General features: G+C 71.6%; 20 protein-coding genes. 14 read left to right on the forward strand and 6 right to left on the reverse strand.

Going from position 1 to position 20,946, the window contains the following annotated elements; genetic code table 11:
• Positions 1–426: 426 nt before the first annotated feature.
• The 11 genes from ABD298_RS00875 (at position 427) to ABD298_RS00925 (ending at position 11,274) form a co-directional block, all read left to right on the forward strand.
• On the forward strand, positions 427–1,455 hold the full coding sequence (locus ABD298_RS00875) for a hypothetical protein (RefSeq protein ID WP_344297583.1): 1,029 nt from the start codon (positions 427–429) through the stop codon (positions 1,453–1,455).
• A complete protein-coding gene (locus ABD298_RS00880) occupies positions 1,452–2,438 on the forward strand; it encodes a tetratricopeptide repeat protein (protein WP_344297585.1) in 987 nt (328 codons plus the stop codon). The genes ABD298_RS00875 and ABD298_RS00880 overlap by 4 nt, the downstream gene beginning before the upstream one ends.
• 1 nt (position 2,439) lies before the next feature.
• Entirely contained in the window at positions 2,440–3,420 is a 981-nt protein-coding gene (locus tag ABD298_RS00885) for an HAD-IIA family hydrolase (RefSeq protein WP_344297587.1), read from the forward strand.
• A 65-nt stretch (positions 3,421–3,485) separates the two neighbouring features.
• On the forward strand, positions 3,486–3,680 hold the full coding sequence (locus ABD298_RS00890; protein ID WP_344297589.1) for a hypothetical protein: 195 nt from the start codon (positions 3,486–3,488) through the stop codon (positions 3,678–3,680).
• Between the two features lies 1 nt (position 3,681).
• Complete coding sequence (locus ABD298_RS00895; protein WP_344297591.1) at positions 3,682–4,524, forward strand: TlyA family RNA methyltransferase; 843 nt, start codon at positions 3,682–3,684, stop codon at positions 4,522–4,524.
• Positions 4,521–5,540 (forward strand): NAD kinase, encoded by a 1,020-nt coding sequence (locus ABD298_RS00900; protein WP_208712277.1) that lies wholly within the window; start codon positions 4,521–4,523, stop codon positions 5,538–5,540. The genes ABD298_RS00895 and ABD298_RS00900 overlap by 4 nt, the downstream gene beginning before the upstream one ends.
• Positions 5,541–5,554: 14 nt before the next feature.
• Entirely contained in the window at positions 5,555–7,303 is a 1,749-nt protein-coding gene (gene recN / locus ABD298_RS00905; protein ID WP_344297597.1) for a DNA repair protein RecN, read from the forward strand.
• 29 nt (positions 7,304–7,332) lie between these two features.
• Positions 7,333–9,066 carry a CTP synthase gene (pyrG, locus tag ABD298_RS00910; protein WP_344297599.1) on the forward strand — a complete coding sequence of 578 codons (1,734 nt, stop codon included), beginning with the start codon at positions 7,333–7,335 and terminating at the stop codon, positions 9,064–9,066.
• A gap of 9 nt (positions 9,067–9,075) precedes the next feature.
• Positions 9,076–9,759 carry an NUDIX domain-containing protein gene (locus ABD298_RS00915; RefSeq protein ID WP_344297601.1) on the forward strand — a complete coding sequence of 228 codons (684 nt, stop codon included), beginning with the start codon at positions 9,076–9,078 and terminating at the stop codon, positions 9,757–9,759.
• Positions 9,760–9,761: 2 nt separating this feature from the next.
• Complete coding sequence (gene xerD, locus ABD298_RS00920) at positions 9,762–10,778, forward strand: site-specific tyrosine recombinase XerD (protein ID WP_425564272.1); 1,017 nt, start codon at positions 9,762–9,764, stop codon at positions 10,776–10,778.
• A gap of 13 nt (positions 10,779–10,791) precedes the next feature.
• A complete protein-coding gene (locus tag ABD298_RS00925) occupies positions 10,792–11,274 on the forward strand; it encodes an 8-oxo-dGTP diphosphatase (RefSeq protein ID WP_425564281.1) in 483 nt (160 codons plus the stop codon).
• A 34-nt stretch (positions 11,275–11,308) separates the two neighbouring features.
• Here ABD298_RS00925 and ABD298_RS00930 read toward each other — a convergent pair whose 3' ends face one another.
• Genes ABD298_RS00930 through ABD298_RS00945 form a run of 4 tightly spaced genes read right to left on the reverse strand, consistent with a single transcriptional unit; the run spans position 11,309 to position 15,581 of the window.
• Entirely contained in the window at positions 11,309–12,460 is a 1,152-nt protein-coding gene (locus tag ABD298_RS00930; protein ID WP_344297605.1) for a bifunctional 2-methylcitrate synthase/citrate synthase, read from the reverse strand.
• A 31-nt stretch (positions 12,461–12,491) separates the two neighbouring features.
• Positions 12,492–13,397 (reverse strand): methylisocitrate lyase, encoded by a 906-nt coding sequence (prpB, locus tag ABD298_RS00935; RefSeq protein WP_344297607.1) that lies wholly within the window; start codon positions 13,395–13,397, stop codon positions 12,492–12,494.
• A complete protein-coding gene (locus tag ABD298_RS00940) occupies positions 13,397–14,917 on the reverse strand; it encodes an MmgE/PrpD family protein (RefSeq protein WP_344297609.1) in 1,521 nt (506 codons plus the stop codon). Before ABD298_RS00940 ends, prpB begins: the two co-directional genes overlap by 1 nt.
• Complete coding sequence (locus ABD298_RS00945) at positions 14,910–15,581, reverse strand: GntR family transcriptional regulator (RefSeq protein ID WP_344297611.1); 672 nt, start codon at positions 15,579–15,581, stop codon at positions 14,910–14,912. Before ABD298_RS00945 ends, ABD298_RS00940 begins: the two co-directional genes overlap by 8 nt.
• Positions 15,582–15,846: 265 nt before the next feature.
• Here ABD298_RS00945 and ABD298_RS00950 point away from each other — a divergent pair, with 265 nt between their 5' ends.
• The gene (locus ABD298_RS00950) at positions 15,847–17,715 is read left to right on the forward strand and encodes an AMP-binding protein (RefSeq protein WP_344298147.1); all 1,869 of its coding nucleotides are present in this window, start codon (positions 15,847–15,849) and stop codon (positions 17,713–17,715) included.
• 31 nt (positions 17,716–17,746) lie between these two features.
• Positions 17,747–18,289, forward strand: coding sequence for an acyl-CoA thioesterase (locus ABD298_RS00955; protein WP_344297613.1), 543 nt, complete (start codon positions 17,747–17,749; stop codon positions 18,287–18,289).
• A gap of 4 nt (positions 18,290–18,293) precedes the next feature.
• Here the strand turns inward: ABD298_RS00955 and ABD298_RS00960 are convergent, their stop codons facing one another.
• Positions 18,294–19,694 carry a DUF1731 domain-containing protein gene (locus tag ABD298_RS00960; RefSeq protein ID WP_344297616.1) on the reverse strand — a complete coding sequence of 467 codons (1,401 nt, stop codon included), beginning with the start codon at positions 19,692–19,694 and terminating at the stop codon, positions 18,294–18,296.
• A 9-nt stretch (positions 19,695–19,703) separates the two neighbouring features.
• Positions 19,704–20,216, reverse strand: a complete 513-nt coding sequence (locus ABD298_RS00965) for a MarR family winged helix-turn-helix transcriptional regulator (RefSeq protein WP_344297618.1) — start codon at positions 20,214–20,216, stop codon at positions 19,704–19,706.
• 103 nt (positions 20,217–20,319) lie between these two features.
• On the opposite strand from ABD298_RS00965, the gene ABD298_RS00970 reads away from it, so the two are divergent.
• Positions 20,320–20,898 carry an NADPH-dependent FMN reductase gene (locus ABD298_RS00970; RefSeq protein WP_344297620.1) on the forward strand — a complete coding sequence of 193 codons (579 nt, stop codon included), beginning with the start codon at positions 20,320–20,322 and terminating at the stop codon, positions 20,896–20,898.
• Positions 20,899–20,946 lie beyond the last annotated feature (48 nt).

The raw sequence follows: 20,946 nt of genomic DNA on the forward strand, positions 1-20,946 counted from the left end.
GACACCGCCGGACAACACCACCAGGTCGAGCCCCCCAGCACCCGCCGGGGGGCTCCCTGCATTTAACGACGGCTCGGCAGGGCGAAGGCAGCCAACGTAGACTTGATGGCGCGCGCGTCGGTCAGGTTCACGGCTGCGATGCGCCTCCGCATCGAGACTGACATCTTTATTCAAAGTACATAGGGACGTGACGGCGCCAAGTCGCCGATCACCAAGGACATCAGGGAAGAGGAGCCACCATGGCAGACGAGAACGGTCGAGGCAACAGGGGACGGGGATTCGACGGTCCTCGCCGGGGTGGCTCCGATCGGGGCTCCGATCGGTCTGGCGCTCCCTTCCGGGGCACCAGCAACTCTGGTGGCCGCCCGCGTGGCTTCCGTGATCGGGATGCCCAGGGTGGCCCCGCAGGGGAGCGGCGTTCGTTTGGTGACCGCGACGACCGCGGTTCGTACGGTGAGCGCGGCCAGCGGGGCTCCTATGGTGATCGCGGTGAGCGTCGTCCGTTCCAGCGGGATGACCGTGGTGAGCGTCGCTCCTTCGGCGACCGTGGTTCGTCTGGCGAGCGCGGCTCCTATGGTGACCGTGGTGAGCGTCGCTCCTTCGGTGATCGCAACGACCGGGGCGACCGGGGTGAGCGTCGTCCGTTCCAGCGCGACGACCGCGGTGAGCGGCGCTCCTTCGGCGATCGCAACGACCGGGGCGACCGGGGTGAGCGTCGTCCGTTCCAGCGCGACGACCGCGGTGAGCGCCGCTCCTTCGGCGATCGCAACGACCGGGGCGACCGGGGTGAGCGTCGTCCGTTCCAGCGGGACGACCGCGGTGAGCGCCGCTCCTTCGGCGATCGCAACGACCGGGGCGACCGGGGCGACCGGGGTGAGCGTCGTCCGTTCCAGCGGGACGACCGTGGTGAGCGGCGCTCCTTCGGCGATCGTGGTTCGTCTGGCGAGCGCGGCTCCAATGGTGACCGTGGTGAGCGCCGCTCCTTCGGCGATCGCGGCGACCGGGGTGAGCGTCGTCCGTTCCAGCGGGACGACCGTGGTGAGCGGCGCTCCTTCGGCGATCGCAACGACCGGGGCGACCGGGGTGAGCGTCGTCCGTTCCAGCGGGACGACCGCGGTGAGCGCCGCTCCTTCGGCGATCGCAACGACCGGGGCGACCGGGGTGAGCGTCGTCCGTTCCAGCGGGACGACCGTGGTGAGCGGCGCTCCTTCGGCGATCGCGGCGACCGGGGTGAGCGTCGTCCGTTCCAGCGCGACGACCGCGAGGGCGGTGAGCGCCGTTCATTCGGCAACCGCAGGGACTTTGGCGGCCGACCTGAGCGCGACGACCGTGGCGATCGCGGCGAGCACGGTTTCGAATCCCGCGAGGAGCGCGAGCGCCGCCATAACGCCGCTGATCTCAGGGTCTCGAACCGGCCCGATCGCGAGCGGTCTCCGGAGATCGACCCGGACGTGACGGGTCGGGAGCTCGACCGCGCTACGTTCGGACAGCTCCGCACGCTCGAAGGGAACAACAGCGAGTGGGTGTCGAAGCACCTGGTCATGGCAGGCCGGCTCATCGACGATGACCCGGAAGCTGCCTACCAGCACGCCCTTGCCGCGAGCCGGCGCGGGGGGCGCATCGGCGCCGTCCGCGAGGCCGTCGGGATGACGGCGTACGCCGCCGGGCGCTACGACGACGCGCTCCGGGAGTTCCGGACGTTCCGCCGCATCACCGGTTCGAGCATCCACATCGCCCACATGGCCGACTGCGAACGTGGTCTCGGGCGCCCCGAGAAGGCACTCGAGCTCGCGCACTCGGATGAGCGCAACATGCTGGACAACGCCGGCAAGGCGGAGCTCGCGATGGTCGCCTCCGGGGCCCGCGCCGACATGGGGGACTACAAGGGCGCTGTCGAGGAGCTGGAGATCCCGCAGCTCGACATCAACCGCGCCTTCTCCTTCAGCCCCCGCCTCTTCGAGGCGTACGCTGACGCCCTGTCCGCAGCAGGGCGTTCCGACGAGGCAGCCAAGTGGTACCGACAGATCGGCGTCGCCGAGAGCGCCCTGGGCGTCGGCGAGTTCGAGGAGCCCGAGATCATGGACCTCGGGTGGGACGAGGAGGAGGAGCGCCGCGAGGAGGAGGAGCGCCGGGCGCGTTCGGCGTCCGCCGCCCCTCAGGACGACGCCTCAGACGACGGCTCGGCGCCCATCGGCGGCGGTGTCCCACGGACTGCGGACGGCTCGCCCGAAGGCACCGGGGGCGATTCGAGCGATGCCGATTCGACCGAAGCCGAGCCTGCTGGACTCGACGCCGTTGGCGAAGAGGACGCAGCGCCCGAGACCGGCCTCGCCGAGGATGAGATCGGCATGACCACCTCCGAGACCCTCGACCAGGAAGACCTCGCCCCGGAGTTCCCCTCCGTGGAGTACGACGAGCGCCCGCAGGGCGACGCCTAGGATGGGAGCCCTCATCGACGGCTTCGACGCCGTCCTGTCCGACCTGGACGGAGTCGTGTACGCCGGTCCCCATGCGATTCCCGGCGCCGTCGACGCACTCAAGGCCCTCGCCCCACGGGGCGTGCGGCTGGGCTACGTGACGAACAACGCGTCGCGCACCCCCGCCGAGGTGGCCGCCCATCTGAGGGAGCTCGGCGCGCCGGCGGCGGATGACGACGTCGTGAGCTCCGCCCAGGCGGGCGCGGACCTGCTCGCGCAGCACGTCCCAGCGGGCGCGCGCGTCCTGGTGACAGGCAGTGCGGCCCTGGCGCGCGAGGTCGAGATGCGCGGGCTCGTCCCCGTCCGCTCGAGCGAGGAGCAGCCCGACGCCGTGATCCAGGGCTTCAGCCCGGACCTCGGCTGGAGGGACCTCGCCGAGGCGGCCTACGCGGTCGCTCGCGGCGCCCTGTGGATCGCGACCAACACGGACCTCTCGATCCCGCAGGCCCGGGGGATGGCCCCGGGCAACGGAACGCTCGTCGCGGCGGTCCGGGCAGCAACAGGACGTGACCCTCTCGTCGCGGGGAAGCCGGAGGCGCCGCTCTTCCTCGCAGCGGCGGACAGGCTCGGGGCCAGCAAGCCGCTCGTGGTGGGCGACCGCCTCGACACGGACATCCTGGGCGGCAACCGCGCTGGCTTCGCCACCGCCGCCGTGCTGACCGGAGTCGACACGCCCGAGAGCATCCTTGCTGCGCGCGCCGCGGAGAGACCCTCGTTCATCTTGGGCACGCTGGACGACTTCTTCGCCCCCTACCCCGAGTCCGTCGCGCACGACGGCGCGTGGCGGGTGGGCGGCGCCGTCGCCCGGGCAGAGGGCGCTGCCGTGAGCGTCGAAGGCGAACCCGGCGACCTCAACGCGTGGCGTGCAGCCTGCGCGGCATGGTGGGAGGCCCACCCTGACGCCGACCTCCCCACCGCACCGGAGGTGCGCTGGGCAGGCTGAGCCTGAGGCCCGCCCCACTGGCAGGGTCGGCGAAACTGCCACCCGGGCTCGATAAGCTGGGGTCCATGAGCGAGGATCCACAGCTTCCGGGACCGGGCGCTGCCCGCGGACGCGAGCACGAGGCCGTGGTCCCCGAAACGGAGCAGGCGCTTGCTGCCCTCGACGCGGCCGCGGCGCTGCCCCTCGCGGAGCGTGCCGCGGCCTTCGAGGAGTTCCACGCGGCGCTGTCCGGCGTCCTCGGCATGGAGCCGGGGGAGTAGGGTGGCACGGCTCGACCTCGAACTCGTCCGGCGCGGGCTCGCGCGTTCGCGCACCCACGCTGCTCGCCTCATCGGTGACGGCGCCGTGCGCGTCGATGGATCGTCCGTCACCCGCGCGTCCCAGACCGTGGGCGAGGGCGCCGACATCCACGTCGAGGCCACCGAGCACGACCGCTATGTGAGCCGCGCGGGCCACAAGCTCGCCGGGGCCCTCGCGAGCTTCCCGGGCATCGACCCCCGCGGGTTCCGCTGCCTCGACGCCGGGGCCTCGACGGGCGGCTTCACCGACGTCCTCCTCCAGTCCGGCGCCGATCATGTCGTGGCTGTCGACGTCGGCCACGGGCAGCTCGTCGACAGCCTGCGCAGGGATCCCCGGGTCGAGGTCCACGAGGGCGTCAACGTCCGCGACCTCGATCCTGCCGCCATCGGCGGCCCCGCGAGGCTGACGGTCGCGGACCTCTCGTTCATCTCGCTCACCCTCGTTCTCAGCCCCCTCGCGGCATGCACCGAACCGGGCGGAGACCTCCTGGTCATGGTCAAGCCCCAGTTCGAGGTCGGTCGGGAGCGGCTCGCACGCACCGGCGTCGTCGGCTCCGACGGCGAGCGACGCCGCGCGGTGACGGCGGTCGCGGAGGCGGCGGTCGCTGCTGGCCTCGCCCTGCGCGGCCTCGCCAGAAGCCCCCTGCCGGGACAGGACGGCAACGTCGAGTACTTCCTGTGGCTCACCCGCCCGCCCGGGCAGCTTCCCGCGCCTGAAGTGCCTGCCGGGGCGTGGGTCGAGGCGCACTGGCCAGCCGAGCAGGCAGAGACAGCAGCAGAACGTCGAGGCAAGGAGCGCGCATGAACCGGAGGGTCCTGGTCCTCGCCCATACCGGCCGCGAGGATTCGATGGTCGCCGCGAGGGAGGCCTGCGCCCAGCTCTACGGCTCGGGGCTCGCACCCGTCATGTCGGCTTCGCAGCAGCGTGATCTCGAGGCGCACTTCGGCGGCCTCGACCATCCCACGGAGATCCTGGGAGAGGACGTCGAGCTCGACGAAGTGGAGCTCGTGATGGTCTTGGGCGGGGACGGGACGATCCTGCGCGCCGCCGAGCTCGTCCGGAACGTCAAGGTCGATGTCCCCCTCCTCGGCGTGAACCTGGGGCACGTGGGCTTCCTTGCCGAGAGCGAGCGCGCCGACCTCGCGCAGACGGTGCAGTGGGTCGCCTCGCGGAGCTACTCGGTCGAGGAGCGCATGACCATCGACGTCACGGTGTGGCACCACGGCACCAAGGTCGCCCACACGTGGGCGCTGAACGAGGCCGCGATCGAGAAGGCCGCCCGCGAGCGGATGATCGAGGTCGTCACCGAGGTCGACGGGAAGCCGCTGACGTCGTACGGCTGCGACGGAGTCGTCCTCGCGACCCCGACGGGCAGCACCGCCTACGCCTTCTCTGCCGGCGGCCCCGTCGTGTGGCCGGAAGTCGAGGCGCTCCTGATCACGCCGATCAGCGCCCACGCGCTGTTCGCGAAGCCGCTGGTCGTCTCGCCCAGGTCCCGCCTCGCCGTCGAGATCCTGGGGCGCACCGACGCGCACGCGGTCCTGTGGTGCGACGGCCGCCGGTCGGTCGACCTCCCACCGGGCGCGCGGGTCGAGGTCACGAAGTCCCCGGTGCCGGTCCGCCTCGCGAGGATCAGCGCCACGCCGTTCTCGGCCAGGCTCGTACGGAAGTTCGAGCTCCCGATCCACGGCTGGCGCGGACCCGTTCCGGCCAGGCCGGGCGCTGGCCCGGAGCCGGGGGTACCCGAGGTGCCCGCCGTTCCATGGGGGGCCCGCCGCGAGGGCGACGTCGCCCCGGCCGGAGACGACCCGACGAACTAGAACCAGGAGGACACGTGATCGAGGAACTCAGGATCCGCGACCTCGGCGTCATCACCGAGGCCTCCCTGCCCTTGGGACCCGGGCTGAGCGTCGTGACGGGCGAGACCGGTGCCGGCAAGACCATGGTGGTCACCGCGCTCGGGCTGCTCCTGGGCGGCCGCTCCGACGCCGGCGCGGTGCGCACAGGCGCCAAGTCGGCCCTCGCGGAGGCGAGGGTCCGGCTGGAACCCGGCCACGCCGCCGTCGTGCGCGCCCAGGAGGCCGGGGCTGACATCGAGGAGTACGACGGCGGCGCCGAGCTCCTGCTGGCCCGTACGGTCGGCGCCGACGGGCGCAGCCGTGCCCACGTGGGCGGACGCAGCGCGCCCGTGGGCGTCCTCGCCGAGGTGGGCGGGGCGCTCGTGGTGATCCACGGACAGTCCGAGCAGCTCCGGCTCAAGAGCCCGGCAGCCCAGCGGGAGGCCCTCGACAAGTTCGCGGGGGAGAAGCTCGCCTCGGTCCAGAAGGACTACGCGGAGACCTACACCCGCTGGACGGCGGCGCGCCGCGAGCTCGACGAGCTGGTCTCCTCCTCGCGCGAGCGGATCCGCGAGGCCGAGTCGCTCGAGGCGTCCCTGGCCGAGATCGCCGAGGTGGACCCCCAGCCCGGCGAGGACGAGGAACTGCGGGCCGAGTCGGCGCGCCTCTCGAACGCCGAGGCGCTGCGCGTCGCCGCCCAGCAGGCGCACGAGGCCCTCGTCGCCGAGGACTTCGCCGAGGGTGCCGATGCGACCACGCTCGTGGACACCGCCAAGCGCACGCTCGAGCAGGTCGCGGAGCACGACGCCGAGCTCGGCGCCTCCGCCGAGCGGCTCGCCGAGGTGGGCTACCTCCTTGCCGACATCGCCGCCTCCCTCGCGAGCTACGGCGCGTCCCTCGACTCCGACGGGCCCGGCCGCCTCTCCGAGGTCGAGGAGCGACGGGCGGCCCTGACAGGCCTCACCCGCAAGTACGCCCCGACGCTGGACGAGGTCATCGCCTGGGCCGAGACCGGCCAGAAGAGGCTCTTCGAGCTGCAGGACGACGACGGCCGCATCGAGGTGCTCACCGCCCAGATCGCGGCGGACGAGGCCCGCCTGCGGGAGCTCGCGGCCGAGATGACCGCACAGCGCCGGGACGCGGCCGGCGCCCTCGCCGCCCGCGTGAGCGAGGAGCTCACGGCCTTGGCCATGCCTGACGCGACCCTCCAGGTCGCGGTCGAGGAGACGGACGAGCTCGGGCCCGAGGGCGCGGACACGGTCGCCATCCTCCTCCGGCCGCACGCCGGCGCGCCGGCACGGCCGCTCGGCAAGGGTGCCTCCGGTGGCGAGCTCTCGCGCGTCATGCTCGCAATCGAGGTCGTGCTCGCGGCCGTCGACCCGGTCCCCACGTTCGTCTTCGACGAGGTGGACTCGGGGGTCGGCGGCCGCGCGGCGGTCGAGATCGGGCGGCGCCTCGCGATGCTCGCACAGCACGTGCAGGTCCTCGTCGTCACGCACCTCCCGCAGGTCGCGGCCTTCGCCGACCGGCACATCACTGTGATCAAGAACTCGATTGCCACCGGTCGGACCTCGGACGGCGTCCAGGGCGTCACCTCGAGCGACATCCGGGTGCTCGGGGAAGAGGAGCGGGTGGTCGAGCTGGCCCGGATGCTCGCGGGCCAGGAGGACTCTGCGTCGGCGCAGGCCCACGCCCTCGAACTCCTCGAGGACGCCCAGGCCTCGAGGGCGACGGCGGCGCGCTGACCGGCGCCGGCCCATTGCCCGGCGCCGGGGTGATATGCTCGAATTCCGTGGTGCAGCGTACTCATTCCCGTTTTTCAGACTCCGCCCAGACGACCAAACAGATCTTCGTCACCGGCGGCGTGGCGTCCTCGCTCGGGAAGGGTCTGACGGCATCCAGCCTCGGCCACCTGCTGCGGGCCCGCGGCCTCTCGGTGACCATGCAGAAGCTGGATCCCTACCTCAATGTGGATCCGGGAACCATGAACCCCTTCCAGCACGGCGAGGTCTTCGTCACTGAGGACGGCGCAGAGACCGACCTCGACATCGGCCACTACGAGCGCTTCCTCGACGAGTCCCTCGACGGCTCGGCCAACGTGACCACCGGCCAGGTCTACTCGACCGTCATCGCCAAGGAGCGCCGCGGCGAGTACCTCGGTGACACTGTCCAGGTCATCCCCCACATCACGGACGAGATCAAGCGCCGCATGCGCCTTCCGTCCGAGGGCGAGAACGCCCCCGATGTGATCATCACCGAGATCGGCGGCACGGTCGGGGACATCGAGTCCCAGCCGTTCCTCGAGGCCGCGCGCCAGGTGCGCCAGGACGTCGGCCGGACCAACGTCTTCTTCGTCCACGTCTCCCTCGTGCCCTACATCGGGCCGTCCCAGGAGCTCAAGACCAAGCCGACCCAGCACTCCGTCGCGGCCCTGCGCTCGATCGGCATCCAGCCCGAGGCCATCGTCATCCGCTCCGACCGCGCGATCCCGGATGCGATGCGGGACAAGATCGGCCGCATGTGCGACGTCGACACCGACGCCGTGATCAGCTGCCCGGACGCGCCGAGCATCTACGACATCCCCAAGGTCCTCCACTCCCAGGGCCTGGACTCGTACATCGTCCGCGCCCTCGACCTGCCCTTCAAGGACGTGGACTGGACCAAGTGGGACCGCCTCCTCGCGGCGGTCCACCACCCCTCCCACGAGGTCGAGATCGCGCTGGTCGGCAAGTACATCGACCTCCCGGACGCCTATCTGTCGGTGACCGAGGCCCTCCGCGCCGGCGGCTTCGCCAACGACGCCAAGGTCAACATCCGCTGGGTCGCCTCCGACGAGTGCCAGACGCCCGCAGGGGCGAAGAAGGCGCTTGCCGACGTCGACGCGATCCTCGTGCCCGGGGGCTTCGGCATCCGTGGGCTCGAGGGCAAGCTCGGGGCTCTCACGCTCGCCCGGGAGACCGGCCTGCCGACCCTGGGCCTGTGCCTCGGGCTGCAGTGCATGGTCATCGAGTACGCCCGCAACGTGGTCGGCCTCGAGGGTGCGTCCTCGAGCGAGTTCGAGCCCGACTCGAAGTACCCCGTGATCGCCACCATGGAGGAGCAGCTCGACATCGTCGGCGGCAAGGGCGACCTCGGAGGCACGATGAGGCTCGGCCTCTACGACGCGGTCCTCGAGCCCGGCTCGGTGATCGCCGAGACCTACGGTGCGACCAAGGTGGCCGAGCGCCACCGCCACCGCTACGAGGTCAACAACGCCTACCGGGAGCAGATCGCGGGCAAGGGCCTGAAGTTCTCCGGCACGTCCCCCGACGGGAAGCTCGTCGAGTTCGTCGAGCTGCCGCGCGACGTCCACCCGTACTACGTGGCGACGCAGGCTCACCCCGAGCTCGGCTCGCGCCCGACCCGCCCCCACCCGCTGTTCGTGGGCCTCGTCAAGGCGGCCCTCGAGCGCCAGAACGGCGCCACGGAGACCGCGAAGGTGCCCGCCTCGGCCGCCAAGGGCAAGTAGGCTGCGGACATGACGAAGCACGCGCCGCGGGCCCACGACGCCTCGGCGGTCGAACACACTGCCACGACCGTCGAGGACGCCGTGAGCCCGCGGCGCGTGCTGTCCTCCCATACCGTCTACGAGGGCCGCATCTGGGACGTCCGCAGCGACGCCTTCGAGCTCTCCGAGGGGTCCGGGACGCTGCACCGCGACTTCATCGACCACCCCGGAGCCGTTGCCGTCCTTCCGATGGACGACGACGGCCGGATCCTCCTCCTGCGCCAGTACCGGCACCCTGTCGGGATGGACCTCTGGGAGATCCCGGCCGGGCTCCTCGATGTCGACGGCGAGTCCAACCTTGCCGCCGCCGCGCGCGAGCTCGCCGAAGAGGCGGACCTCGCCGCCGACGAGTGGCACGTCCTGGCGGAGTTCTTCACCTCCCCGGGCTCCTCGAGCGAGGCGATCCGCGTCTACCTCGCCCGCGGCCTGCACGAGGTCCCGCACCACGAGCGCCACACCCGCACCGACGAGGAGTCGGAGATCGAGTTCGCCTGGGTCGACCTCGACGACGCCGTCCGGGCGGTCCTCGAGGGCAGGCTGCACAACCCCAGCGCGGCGGTCGCCGTCCTGGCCGCCCACGCGGCGCGCGCCGCCGGCTTCTCTTCGCTGCGCCCCGGCGACGCCCCGTGGCCGGCGCACCCCGCGCAGCGGTGACCGTGCCCCCCCTGCAGGCCCCGGACCCGGCACCGGCCGCCGCCCCGGTGAGCCCCGCCCCAGCCGCGGGGCCAGCAGAGCCGCCGCCCGCCGTCGCCCGTGGCGTCGAGGACTACCTGCGGCACCTCGCGGTGGAGCGGGGCCTCGCCGCGAACACCCTTGCCGCGTACCGCCGCGACCTCGCCCGCTACGGCGCCTATCTCGGCGCGGCCGGCCTCACCTCGCCGGCGCACGTCCAGCGGCAGCACGTGGGCGCCTTCGCGCAGGCTCTCCGGGACGGGGCCGACGGCGGAAGCCCGCTCACCGCGAGATCGGCGGCCCGGACCGTGGTCGCCGTGCGCGGGCTCCACCGCTTCTGGGCGCTCGAGGGCACGACGCCGAACGACCCCGCCGTCGACGTCCACCCCCCGCTCGCCGGCCAGCGCCTCCCCAAGGCCATCACCGTGCACGAGGTGACCCGGATCCTCGAGGCAGCCGCCGCCGACACGCCATCGGGCCTGCGCGACCGCGCGCTGCTGGAATTCCTCTACGCGACGGGTGCGCGCATCAGCGAAGCGGTCGGGCTCGACGTCGACGACCTCCGGCTCGATTCCGCGGACGGCGGCCCTCCGGTCGTGCGGCTCTTCGGCAAGGGCTCGAAGGAACGCCTCGTCCCGATCGGCAGCTTCGCCGCCCGTGCGCTCTCGGCCTACCTCGTCCGCGCACGCCCGACCCTCGTGTCCAAGGGCCGCGGCACCCCCGCGCTCTTCCTCAACGCCCGGGGCGGCCGGCTGAGCCGCCAGAGCGCCTGGACCATCCTGAAGGACGTCGCCGAGAAGGCGCAGATCGGCCGGGACGTCTCGCCCCACACGCTGCGCCACTCCTTCGCGACCCACCTCCTCGAGGGCGGCGCGGACGTGCGGGTTGTCCAGGAGCTGCTGGGCCACGCCTCAGTCACCACCACGCAGGTCTACACGCTCGTCACGGCAGACACGCTGCGCGAGGTCTATGCTGCGGCGCACCCGAGGGCCAGAGGATGATGCGGAGCCAACGCTGATGGGCGCCCCCGTCGCACTCTGCTTCCTCCTGCGTGAGGGTCCCCTCGGCCGGGAGGTGCTGCTGGGCCGCAAGAAGCGCGGGTTCGGCCTCGGCAAGGTCGTGGGCCTCGGGGGGCACATCGAACCGGGCGAGACCCCTGCGGAAGCGGCCGTGCGCGAGCTCGCAGAGGAGGCCGGCGTCGTGCTCGACGCCGCGCTGCTCACCCCGGCGGGCAGCGTCGACTTCCGGTTCCCCGCCCGCCCGGCCTGGGACATGGAGTGCACCATGTTCACCTCGACGGTGTGGACGGGGGAGATCGGCGAGACCGAGGAGATCGCTCCGGCGTGGTACCCCGTGGACCGGCTCCCCGTCGAGCACATGTGGCAGGACGCGGACCACTGGCTGCCCGTGGTCCTGTCCGGGACGGTCGGGGACTTCTACGTGGAAATGGCCGAGGACAACGAGACGGTGGCCCGTTTCGTCGTCCTCGGCCAGTGACCGCGCCGGCTGGCGCCGGGACCTCAGCGGAGGGTCAGTCGAGGTGCCGCTCGTCCGGCCCGTTGTAGGCCGAGAGCGGGCGGATGAGGGAGTTGCTCTCGAGCTGCTCCATGACGTGGGCCGTCCAGCCCACGATCCGGCTTGCCACGAACAGCGGCGTGAACGTGGGGATGTCGAATCCCATGAGGTGGTAGGCCGGGCCGGTGGGGTAGTCGAGGTTGGGCTTGATGCCCTTGGCCTCGTCCATTGACTGCTCGAGGCCGTCGTAGAGCCCCAGGACCTCGGGGCGCCCGTAGAACGCGATGAGGTCGTCGAGGGCCGCCTTCATGGTCGGCACGCGCGAGTCGCCGTGCTTGTAGACGCGGTGGCCGAAACCCATGACCTTCTTCTTGGCAGCGAGCGCGGCGTCCATCCATGCCTTCGCGCGGGTCTTGGCCTCCTCATGGGACTCGTCGGTGCGGATCCCGATCTCCTCGAAGGTCTCCATGACGGCCTCGTTCGCCCCGCCGTGGAGGGGTCCCTTGAGGGCTCCGATCGCAGCCGTCACGGCGGAGTGCAGGTCGGACAGTGTCGAGGTCACGACGCGGGCCGTGAACGTCGAGGCGTTGAACGAGTGCTCGGCGTAGAGGATCATCGACACCTCGAAGGCGCGCACCACCTCGGGGGCCGGCTCTTCGCCGAACGTCATCCAGAGGAAGTTCGCCGCGTAGCCGAGGTCGCTGCGGGGCTCGATCAGGTCCTGGCCGCGGCGCCGGCGCTGGTCGTAGGCGACGACGGCGGGCATGGCGGCGAAGAGCTCGAGGGCCTTGGTGAGGTTGGCCTCGCGCGACGAGTCCGCCGCGAGCGCGTTCCGTGCGCCGTGCACGCTGGCCGCGGTGCGGCATACGTCCATGGGGTGGGAGGTGGTGGGCAGCGCATCCACGACCTGCTTCAGGACCGGGTCGAGGGAGCGGCCCGAGCGCTCCCGCGCCTCGAACTCGGCGAGCTGGTCCTGGGTCGGAAGCTCGCCGTTCCAGAGGAGGTAGGCGACCTCCTCCATGCTGCAGCGGGCGGCGAGCTCCTGGACGGGGTAGCCGCGGTAGAGGAGGGAGTTGGTCTCGGGGTTGACCTTGGAGATGGCGGTGTAGTCCACCACCACGCCGGCCAGGCCCTTCTTGATCTCTTCGGTATTGGGCACTTGCGTCATCGCAGGACTCCTATTCTGTGGTCCTTGGCACTCAGTATCGGCCGGGAACCTGGAAGTTGAACACGCCGGTGTCGAAGCGGTTGTACGCCTCATAGTCGACCAGCTCGTAGAGGCGCGAGCGGGTCAGCATGTTCTCCACCTCGGCCTCCTGCGTTCCGTCCGCCCTGATGGTATCCAGCGTACGTTCTGCCGCCCCCATCGCAATGCGCAGGAGGGTGACCGGGTAGATCACGAGGTTCACGCCGATCCCCGCGAGCTCGTCGCGGGTGAAGAGCCGGCTCTTGCCGAACTCCGTCATGTTGGCCAGGATCGGCACGTCGACGGCGTCCCGGATTGCCGCGAACTCCTCGAGGCTCGCCATGGCCTCGGGGAAGATCGCATCGGCCCCGGCGTCCACGAGCGCCTTGGCGCGCTCGACCGCCGCCTCGAGCCCGTCCGCGGCGCGCACATCCGTGCGCGCCATGATCAGGAAGTTCGGGTCCCGGCGTGCGTCGGCCGCGGCACGGATCCGCTGGAGGGCCGTGTCGAGGTCGACGACGGCCTTGCCGTCGAGGTGGCCGCACCGCTTGGGATTGACCTGATCCTCGATGTGGCAGCCGGCGAGTCCGGCGTTCTCGAGTTCCTGCACCGAGCGGGCCACGTTCATGGCCTCGCCGAAGCCCGTGTCGGCATCCACGATGGCGGGCAGGTCGGTCATGCGCGCGATCTGCCCGGCGCGGGTGGCCACCTCGGTGAGCGTCGTGAGGCCGATGTCCGGCAGGCCGAGGTCATTGGCCAGGACCGCCCCGGAGATGTACACCCCGGGGAACCCCTTCTCCTCGATCAGCCGGGCGGACAGCGGGCTGAACGCTCCGGGGAACTGCTGGAGCGTCCCGGAGGAGAGGATCTCGCGCAGCTTCACCCGCTTCTGCTCGGGCGTGGACTTCGAGTACAGCATCAGAACAGTCCCTTCGGGGCCGCAGCGAGGTCGATCACGCCGTCCTTCGCCACAATGTTGAGCGCGTCGAGTTCGCCCGCCCCGAGCTCGGGGAGGCGCTGGACCGCGTCGAGGAAGCGGTCGATCTCCTCCGGCGCCACGGCCTCGGCCGCGAGGGTGCGGAACTTGGCGATGTACTGCTCGCGCCCGAACGGGCGGGCCCCGAGCGGGTGCGCGTCGGCGACGGCGATCTGGTCCTCGACCACGGTGCCGTCGGTGAGCGTGATGACCACGGAGCCGCCGAAGGCCTTCTCGGAGATGTCCAGCGAGTGGTACCGGCGGGTCCACTCCGGGTCCTCCTCGGTGGTCACCTTGTGCCACAGGGCCACGGTGTCCGGCCGCCCGGCCCGCTCGGGCGAGTAGGAGTCCACGTGGTGCCACGCGCCGTCCTGGAGGGCGACGGCGAAGATGTAGGGGATCGAGTGGTCGAGCGTCTCGCGGGAGGCCGTCGGGTCGTACTTCTGCGGGTCGTTGGCCCCCGAGCCGATGACGTAGTGCGTGTGGTGGCTCGTCCTGATGAGGATGCTCGCCACGTTCGCCGGGTCCGTCACCTCGGGGTGCTCGCGGTTCAGCTTCCGCGCCAGGTCGATCCAGGCCTGCGCCTGGTACTCGGCCGAGTGCTCCTTGGTGTAGGTGTCGAGGATGGCGCGCTTCGCCTCGCCGTCGGCCGGGAGCGGGACCTCGTACGAGGCGTCGGGGCCATCGAGGAGCCAGGCGATGACGCCGTCCTCGCCTTCGTAGATCGGCACGGGCGAGGTCTGGCCGCGCATCGCCCGGTCCACGGCCTCGACGGCCATCTTGCCCGCGAAGGCCGGGGCGTGGGCCTTCCACGTCGAGATCTCGCCCTTGCGGGACTGGCGGGTCGCGGTCGTCGTGTGCAGGGCCTGGCCCACGGCCTGGAAGATCGTTTCGACGTCGAGGCCGAGCAGCGTCCCGATCCCGGCCGCGGCGGAGGGGCCGAGGTGGGCCACGTGGTCGATCTTGTGCTTGTGCAGGCTGATGGCCTTCACGAGGTCCACCTGGACCTCGTAGCCGGTCGCGATGCCGCGGATGAGGTCACGGCCGCTCGAGCCGGCGTGCTGGCCCACGGCGAGGATCGGCGGGATGTTGTCGCCGGGGTGGGAGTACTCCGCCGCGAGGAACGTGTCGTGGTAGTCCAGCTCGCGCACGGCCACCCCGTTGGCCCACGCGGCCCACTCGGGGGAGACCCGCTCGGTGACGCCGTACACGAGAGCGCCACGGCCGCCGGACGACGGCGCGTGGGCCAGTGCCTGCGCCCGCGCGGCGACGATGGGGCCGCGGTTGAGGGAGGCGATGGCGACGGAGGCGTTGTCGATGATGCGGTTGATGATCATCTCCGTCACCTCGGGCGTGACCTCGACCGGGTCGGCAGCGACCTTCGCGATCCTGTGCGCGAGCTGCTCCTCGCGCGGAAGGTTCTCTTCGCTCTTGTAGACGCGGACCTTGTGCATCTCAACCATGGGAGACCTCTCGGATGTGGGGGGTGGGAGTCGTGTGGGTGGACTTGATGTGGTTCAGGCTGTTGCTGAGGTGGACCGCGGTCGCGGCGGCCGCCAGGTGGGCGTTGCCGTCGGCAATGGCGGCGGCGATCGCGGCGTGCTCGGACGCCGCCTGCCTCAGCCGCGCGGCGTCGTCCTTCGCGAGGCGGCGCACCCGGGTGAGGTGGACGCGCAGGCCCTCGAGCGACTGCGCGAGGTAGGAGTTCCCGACCGCGGCGTCGATCGCGGCGTCGAGCTCTGCGGCGAGGGCGTAGTACTCGTGGCGCTGCGGGTCCTCGTCGTTCAGGAGCGCCGGTGCCGCCGCGAACCGGTCGCGCAGCACCGCGAAGAGCTCGCGGTCTCCCCTGAGGGCGGCGAGCGCGGCGGCCTTCGACTCGAGGGCCTCGCGGAGCTCGAAGAGCTCGTCGATGTGGGCCAGGGAGATGTCGCTCACGACGACGCCCCGCCCCCGCTGGGCGGAGGCCAGTCCCTCGGCGGTGAGCCTCGCGAGCGCCTCACGAAGCGGCGTCCGCGAGACCCCGAGCCGCTCGGACTGCTCGACCTCGCCGAGCACGGTCCCGGGGGGCAGCCGCCATTCGACGATGTCGTCACGGAGTGCTGCGTAGGCCCGGTCGCTGGCCTTCATGACACTCCTCTCGACGGACGGCCCGACGTACTTCTCTGTATACACTGGCAGGGGAGCGGCGTGAAAGCAAGCGTTTCAGCCCGGCAAGACGATTCAAATGTATACATCAGCCCTTGTGGGCCGCCCGTGCGGTCCCCTACGCTGGGGTCATCACGACGAAGTGAGGAGCACCACAGTGACGCAGGGGACGACGCAGGGCGCAGGGACGACACCGGGGACCGGGGAGCAACCAGCCGCGGCCCGGGGGACCGGTACGTATGAGGGCCTGTACAGGCGCAGCCTCGAGGACCGCGAGGGCTTCTGGCTCGAGGCGGCAGAATCGATCGCGTGGACCACTCGGCCCACCGCGGCGCTGGATGCCGGCGAGCGCCCGCTGTACCGCTGGTTCCCCGGCGGCGAGCTGAACACCTGCTACAACGCGCTCGACCGCCACGTGGAGGCCGGGCGGGGGGCGGACGCCGCCCTCGTCTACGACTCGGCCGTCCTCGGCACCCAGCGTGTGTACACCTACGCCGAGCTGACCGACCTCGTCGCCCAGTTCGCCGGGGCCCTGCGGAGCCAGGGCGTCGGCAAGGGCGACCGCGTGGTCCTCTACCTGCCGATGATCCCCGAGGCCGTGATCTCGATGCTCGCGTGCGCGCGCCTCGGCGCAGTCCACTCGGTCGTGTTCGGCGGCTTCGCGCCGCGCGAGCTCGCCGCCCGGATCGCAGACGCGCGCCCGAAGCTCATCGTGACGGCCAGCGGCGGCATCGAGCCGAACCGCCGGGTCGAGTACCTTCCCGCCGTCGAGGAGGCCCTCGAGGTCGCCGGCGTGCCCGATCTCCCGGTCGTCGTCGTGCCCCGCGAGGGCTTCGGCCATGTGCTCGCCGACTACCCCGGCTGGCTCGGCTTCGACGAGGCCCTCGCCGGCGCCGACCCCGTCGCCCCGGTGCCCGTGGCGGCGTCGGACCCGCTGTACATCCTCTACACCTCGGGGACTACCGGTACGCCGAAGGGCGTGCAGCGCGACAACGGGGGCCACGCGGTGGCCCTTTCGTGGACCATGCGCAGCCTCTACGGGGTGGGCCCGGGGGAGGTGATGTGGACCGCCTCCGACGTCGGCTGGGTCGTGGGCCACTCCTACATCGTCTACGGCCCGCTCCTGGCGGGAGCGACGACTGTCCTGTACGAGGGCAAGCCGGTCGGCACACCCGACGCCGGGGCGTTCTGGAGGGTCGTGCAGGACCACCGCGTCAAGGTCCTCTTCACGGCGCCGACGGCACTGAGGGCAATCCGCCGCGCGGACCCGGAGCTCGGGCTCCTCACCGGATACGACGTCTCGTCCCTGGTGCGGCTCTACGCTGCGGGGGAGCGGCTCGATCCGGAGACGTACCGCTGGGCGGGGGAGAAGCTCGGCATCCCCGTGGTGGACCACTGGTGGCAGACCGAGACGGGCTGGGCGATCTGCGGGAACCCGGCCGGAGTCGAGGAGCTGCCGCTCAAGGCGGGCTCGCCGTCACTGCCCATGCCCGGCTACGAGCTCGAGATCCTCGACGGGGCCGGCGCCCCGCTGGGACCCGGCGAGGAGGGGAACATCGCGCTGCGGCTGCCCCTGCCGCCCGGCACGCTCACGACCCTGTGGCACAACGACGAGCGGTTCGTCGCCTCGTACCTCTCTGCCTTCCCGGGCTTCTACGCCACTGGCGACTCGGGCTACCGCGACCCGGACGGGTACGTCTACGTCATGGGGCGCACCGACGACATCATCAACGTCGCGGGCCACCGCCTCTCGACCGGGGCCATCGAGGCCGTTCTGGCCCGTCATCCGGCCGTCGCCGAGTGCGCCGTCATCGGGCTCAAGGACCAGCTCAAGGGGCAGCGGGCTGTCGGCTTCGTCGTGCTCAAGGCCGGAGCGTCCGTCCCCGAGGACCAGCTCGCGGCCGAGCTCGTGGCGCTCGTGCGGCGCGAGGTCGGGCCCGTGGCCGACTTCAAGCAGGCGGTCGTCGTGGACGCCCTGCCCAAGACCCGCTCGGGGAAGATCCTGCGCAAGACCATGCGCCAGATAGCCGATGGGGAGGACTACGCCGTCCCGTCGACGATCGAGGATGCCACGGTCATCGACCGCCTCGTGCCGGTCCTGACCCAGCGGACATGACGGCGAAGTTACTCACCAGTAGCATGGGGCCATGCATCTCCTCCTGCGCACGCTCCTGCTTCTGATCACGTCCCGCCGGCGCACGCCCCTGTCCGTGTGGGAGACCTCTTCCCTCCCGCTTCGGGTGCTGCCCACGGACATCGACCTCGCCATGCACGTCAACAACGGGATGTACTTCTCCCTCATGGACCTGGGCCGGTTCGACCTCATGGTCCGCGCGGGCGCGTGGGACAGGATGAGGGCCAGAGGGTGGTCGCCGGTCGTGAACCTCGAGACGATCACCTTCCGCAAGTCGCTGACGCTCTGGCAGCGCTACACGGTCGAGAGCCGCATCATCGGATTCGACGAGAAGGCGATGTTCTTCGAGCAGCGCATGGTGGCCGACGGCGAGGTGTACGCCCGCGCCTACATTGCGGCCCGCCTCGTCTCCTCCGCCGGGCCTGTGCCCAACGAGGAGATCTTCGCCGAGGTGGGACACCCGCCGGCGGACCTGGTGCTGCCCGAGTTCCTCCACCGGTGGCGCGAGGAGAATGCGCTGCCGAGCACCCGGCGCCCCGCTCCGCACGCCTGGTAGCGCCCTAGGAGCCGAGCTCCTTGATGGCCGCGGCCAGCGTCGGGTAGCGGAAGTCGAAGCCTGCCTCGTTCAGCACGCCGGGCACCGCGCGCACGCTGTCCAGCGCGAGGGCGGGGTTGGTGCGCATCACCCCCGCGCCGAGCCGCACGAGGGCGGCCGGGGCGGGGATGCCGACCGGGACCCCCACGAGCTCGCGCAGGTGCGCCATGAGCTCCCGGTTGGTCACGGGCTGCGGTGCGGCGGCATTGACGACGCCGTCCGGCAGGGCCGCGAGCCCTGAGCCGCCGGGATCGGCCGCGAGGCCGAGGGCGGCCCGGGCGATCCGCACCCAGTCCGCGGCGTGGATCCAGGTGAACCACTGCCCGCCCGTGCCGAGGTGGCCCCCGGCGCCGATCCGGGCGGGAACCGTCAGGCGCGTCATGAGCGGCGCGTCGCGGTGGAGCACGACGGCGGTGCGCAGCACCGTCCGGTGCTGCGCGGCGGCCCCGTCCGCGGCGCCCTCCCACGCCCTCACGACGGCGGCGAGCCCGCCGGCGAGCTGCGGCGGCTGGGTCGACTCGTCCGCGACGTCCCCGCTGTGGCCGTAGATCCCGACGGCGCTCTGCTGGAGCCAGCGCTCGACGGGCCGCTCCCACGAGCGGCTCGCATCGACGAGGGCCCGGGTCGGCTCGACCCGGCTGGCGGTCAGCAGCGCGAGGTTCTCGTCCGTTCCAGGGCGGTCCAGGCTGACCCCGGACAGGTTGGCGAGGCGCAGGCGGGGCTCGGCGCCCAGCCGGGCCGACCACTCGCCGTCGTGCGCGCCGTCCCAGGTGATCTGCTCGAAGGGCGAGTCGCTCGCGGAACGGGTCAGCACCGCGACGCGCTGGCCGTCGCAGGCCAGGTCAGCGGCCAGCAGGGTTCCGAGGAAGCCCGAGCCCCCGACGATGACGGTGAGGGCGCGTCCGTCGGGGTCCGCGGACGGCGCCGGCGGCGCGGCGAGCCGGAACAGGCGCGCGCACTGCAGCTCGAAGCCGCGCACGAGTGGCTCTCCTGCGGTGAGGCCGAGCTGCTGGGCGAGCGGCCCGGCCACCGAGACGCGCTGGGTCAGGACAGTGCCCCCGTCCCGCTCCTCGAGGGTCCACTCGATGTCCTGTGAGCCGCCGGGCTGGGGCTGCCGGAGGGCGAGCCGCCGTCCATCCTGGACGGCGGTCAGGCTGAAGGCCGGCGCGGTCCGGCGGTGCAGCGGCCCGATGAGCCGGTGGCTGGGGGAGTAGCGGCCGGACGTCCCCTCGCGGAGGGGGCCGTCGAGCTCGGCGTGCGCCACGGCCGGGTTCCACTGGGGCCACAGCTCGAGCCGCGAGATGACCTCCCACAGCTGCTGGGCCGGGAGGCGGAACCATTGCGATGCGCTGCGCTGCCAGGTCACGCGGTCAGTCTAGCTGTCGCCCAGTCCGTCCCCGGCCTCCGCCTCGACGGTCATGGCGGCGTCGATGATCCGGCTGCATGCCTCTCGGAGGAGGTCCTGCTGCTCCGCGGTGAGGGGGTCGAAGACCGTCCTGCGCACGAACTCCACGTGGCCCGGGGCGGCGTCGACGATCGCGGCGCGGCCTGCGTCGGTGAGGTGGACGTCCTGTCCGCGCGCGTCGTCGGCCGAACAGGTGCGGAAGATGAGCCCCTTGGCCTCCATGCGCTTGAGGATGTGCGAGAGGCGGCTCCGCTCCCAGCCGAGCTCCTGTGCCGCGGTGCCCGACCGGAGCACGCCGTCCGGGCATTCGGAGAGGGTCGCGAGCACCGAGTACTCGGGACCGGACAGGCGCGAGTCGCGGGTGAGCTGGCGGTCGATCGCAGGCGGCAGGCCCCACATGAGCCGACGCAGCGCGAGCCAGACCTCCCGCTCGCGCGCGTCGAGCCAGCGAGGCTCGGCCTCCGTTGCAGCCTGTGTGCCCACGATCACTCCTCCATGTCCCCCATCGGTGCTTGACACATCAATTATGCCCATGTTCTAGTTGAACCATCAAGTTTTGATTGATGCGTCAACAAGGAGAGACCCCATGACCAAGATCGCCGTCGTCACTGGCAGCACCCGCCCCGGCCGCAACAACCGCCAGGTCGCCGAGTGGGTCCTCGAGCGCGCCCAGCAGCAGAAGCCCGAGGTGGAGTTCGAGCTCGTCGACATCGCCGACTACAGCCTCCCGCTTCTGAACGAGGCCATGCCCGCCGCGTACCAGTCGTACAGCAACGAGGCCACCAAGGAGTTCTCGGCCCGCATCGACGAGTTCGACGGCTTCATCTTCATCTCCCCCGAGTACAACCACTCGGTCGCGCCGGCCCTCGCCAACGCGCTCTCATACCTCAACGCCGAGTTCGCCAACAAGGCCGCCGGCATCGTCTCCTACGGCTCGGCCTTCGGCGTCCGCGCCGTCGAGCACCTCCGCGGCATCCTTTCGGAGCTCCAGGTCGCCCACGTGCAGAAGACCGGCATGTTCTCGCTCTTCAGCGACTTCGAGAACTTCTCCGTCTTCAAGCCCACCGAGATGCAGGCCGCCTCGGTCGACCCGATGCTCGACCAGCTCGTGGTCTGGACCAAGGCCCTCGAGTCGGTCCGGGCTTCCCTCAACGTGGCCGTCTGACCCTTCCCCTTTTTCCAGACTGCCAGCGCGCGACGGCGGCATCCGGGT

The sequence above is a fragment of the Sinomonas flava genome (assembly GCF_039531875.1).
GTDB classification, from domain to species: Bacteria; Actinomycetota; Actinomycetes; order Actinomycetales; family Micrococcaceae; genus Sinomonas; species Sinomonas flava.

Coding starts and splice junctions, on each gene's coding strand:
- ABD298_RS00915 (WP_344297601.1), top strand. CDS start 9,076: ATGACGAAGCACGCGCCGCGGGCCCACGACGCCTCGGCGGTCGAACAC.
- ABD298_RS00890 (WP_344297589.1), top strand. CDS start 3,486: ATGAGCGAGGATCCACAGCTTCCGGGACCGGGCGCTGCCCGCGGACGC.
- ABD298_RS00900 (WP_208712277.1), top strand. CDS start 4,521: ATGAACCGGAGGGTCCTGGTCCTCGCCCATACCGGCCGCGAGGATTCG.
- ABD298_RS00930 (WP_344297605.1), bottom strand. CDS start 12,460: ATGACGCAAGTGCCCAATACCGAAGAGATCAAGAAGGGCCTGGCCGGC.
- ABD298_RS00940 (WP_344297609.1), bottom strand. CDS start 14,917: ATGGTTGAGATGCACAAGGTCCGCGTCTACAAGAGCGAAGAGAACCTT.
- ABD298_RS00970 (WP_344297620.1), top strand. CDS start 20,320: ATGACCAAGATCGCCGTCGTCACTGGCAGCACCCGCCCCGGCCGCAAC.
- prpB (WP_344297607.1), bottom strand. CDS start 13,397: ATGCTGTACTCGAAGTCCACGCCCGAGCAGAAGCGGGTGAAGCTGCGC.
- ABD298_RS00885 (WP_344297587.1), top strand. CDS start 2,440: ATGGGAGCCCTCATCGACGGCTTCGACGCCGTCCTGTCCGACCTGGAC.
- ABD298_RS00945 (WP_344297611.1), bottom strand. CDS start 15,581: ATGAAGGCCAGCGACCGGGCCTACGCAGCACTCCGTGACGACATCGTC.
- ABD298_RS00955 (WP_344297613.1), top strand. CDS start 17,747: ATGCATCTCCTCCTGCGCACGCTCCTGCTTCTGATCACGTCCCGCCGG.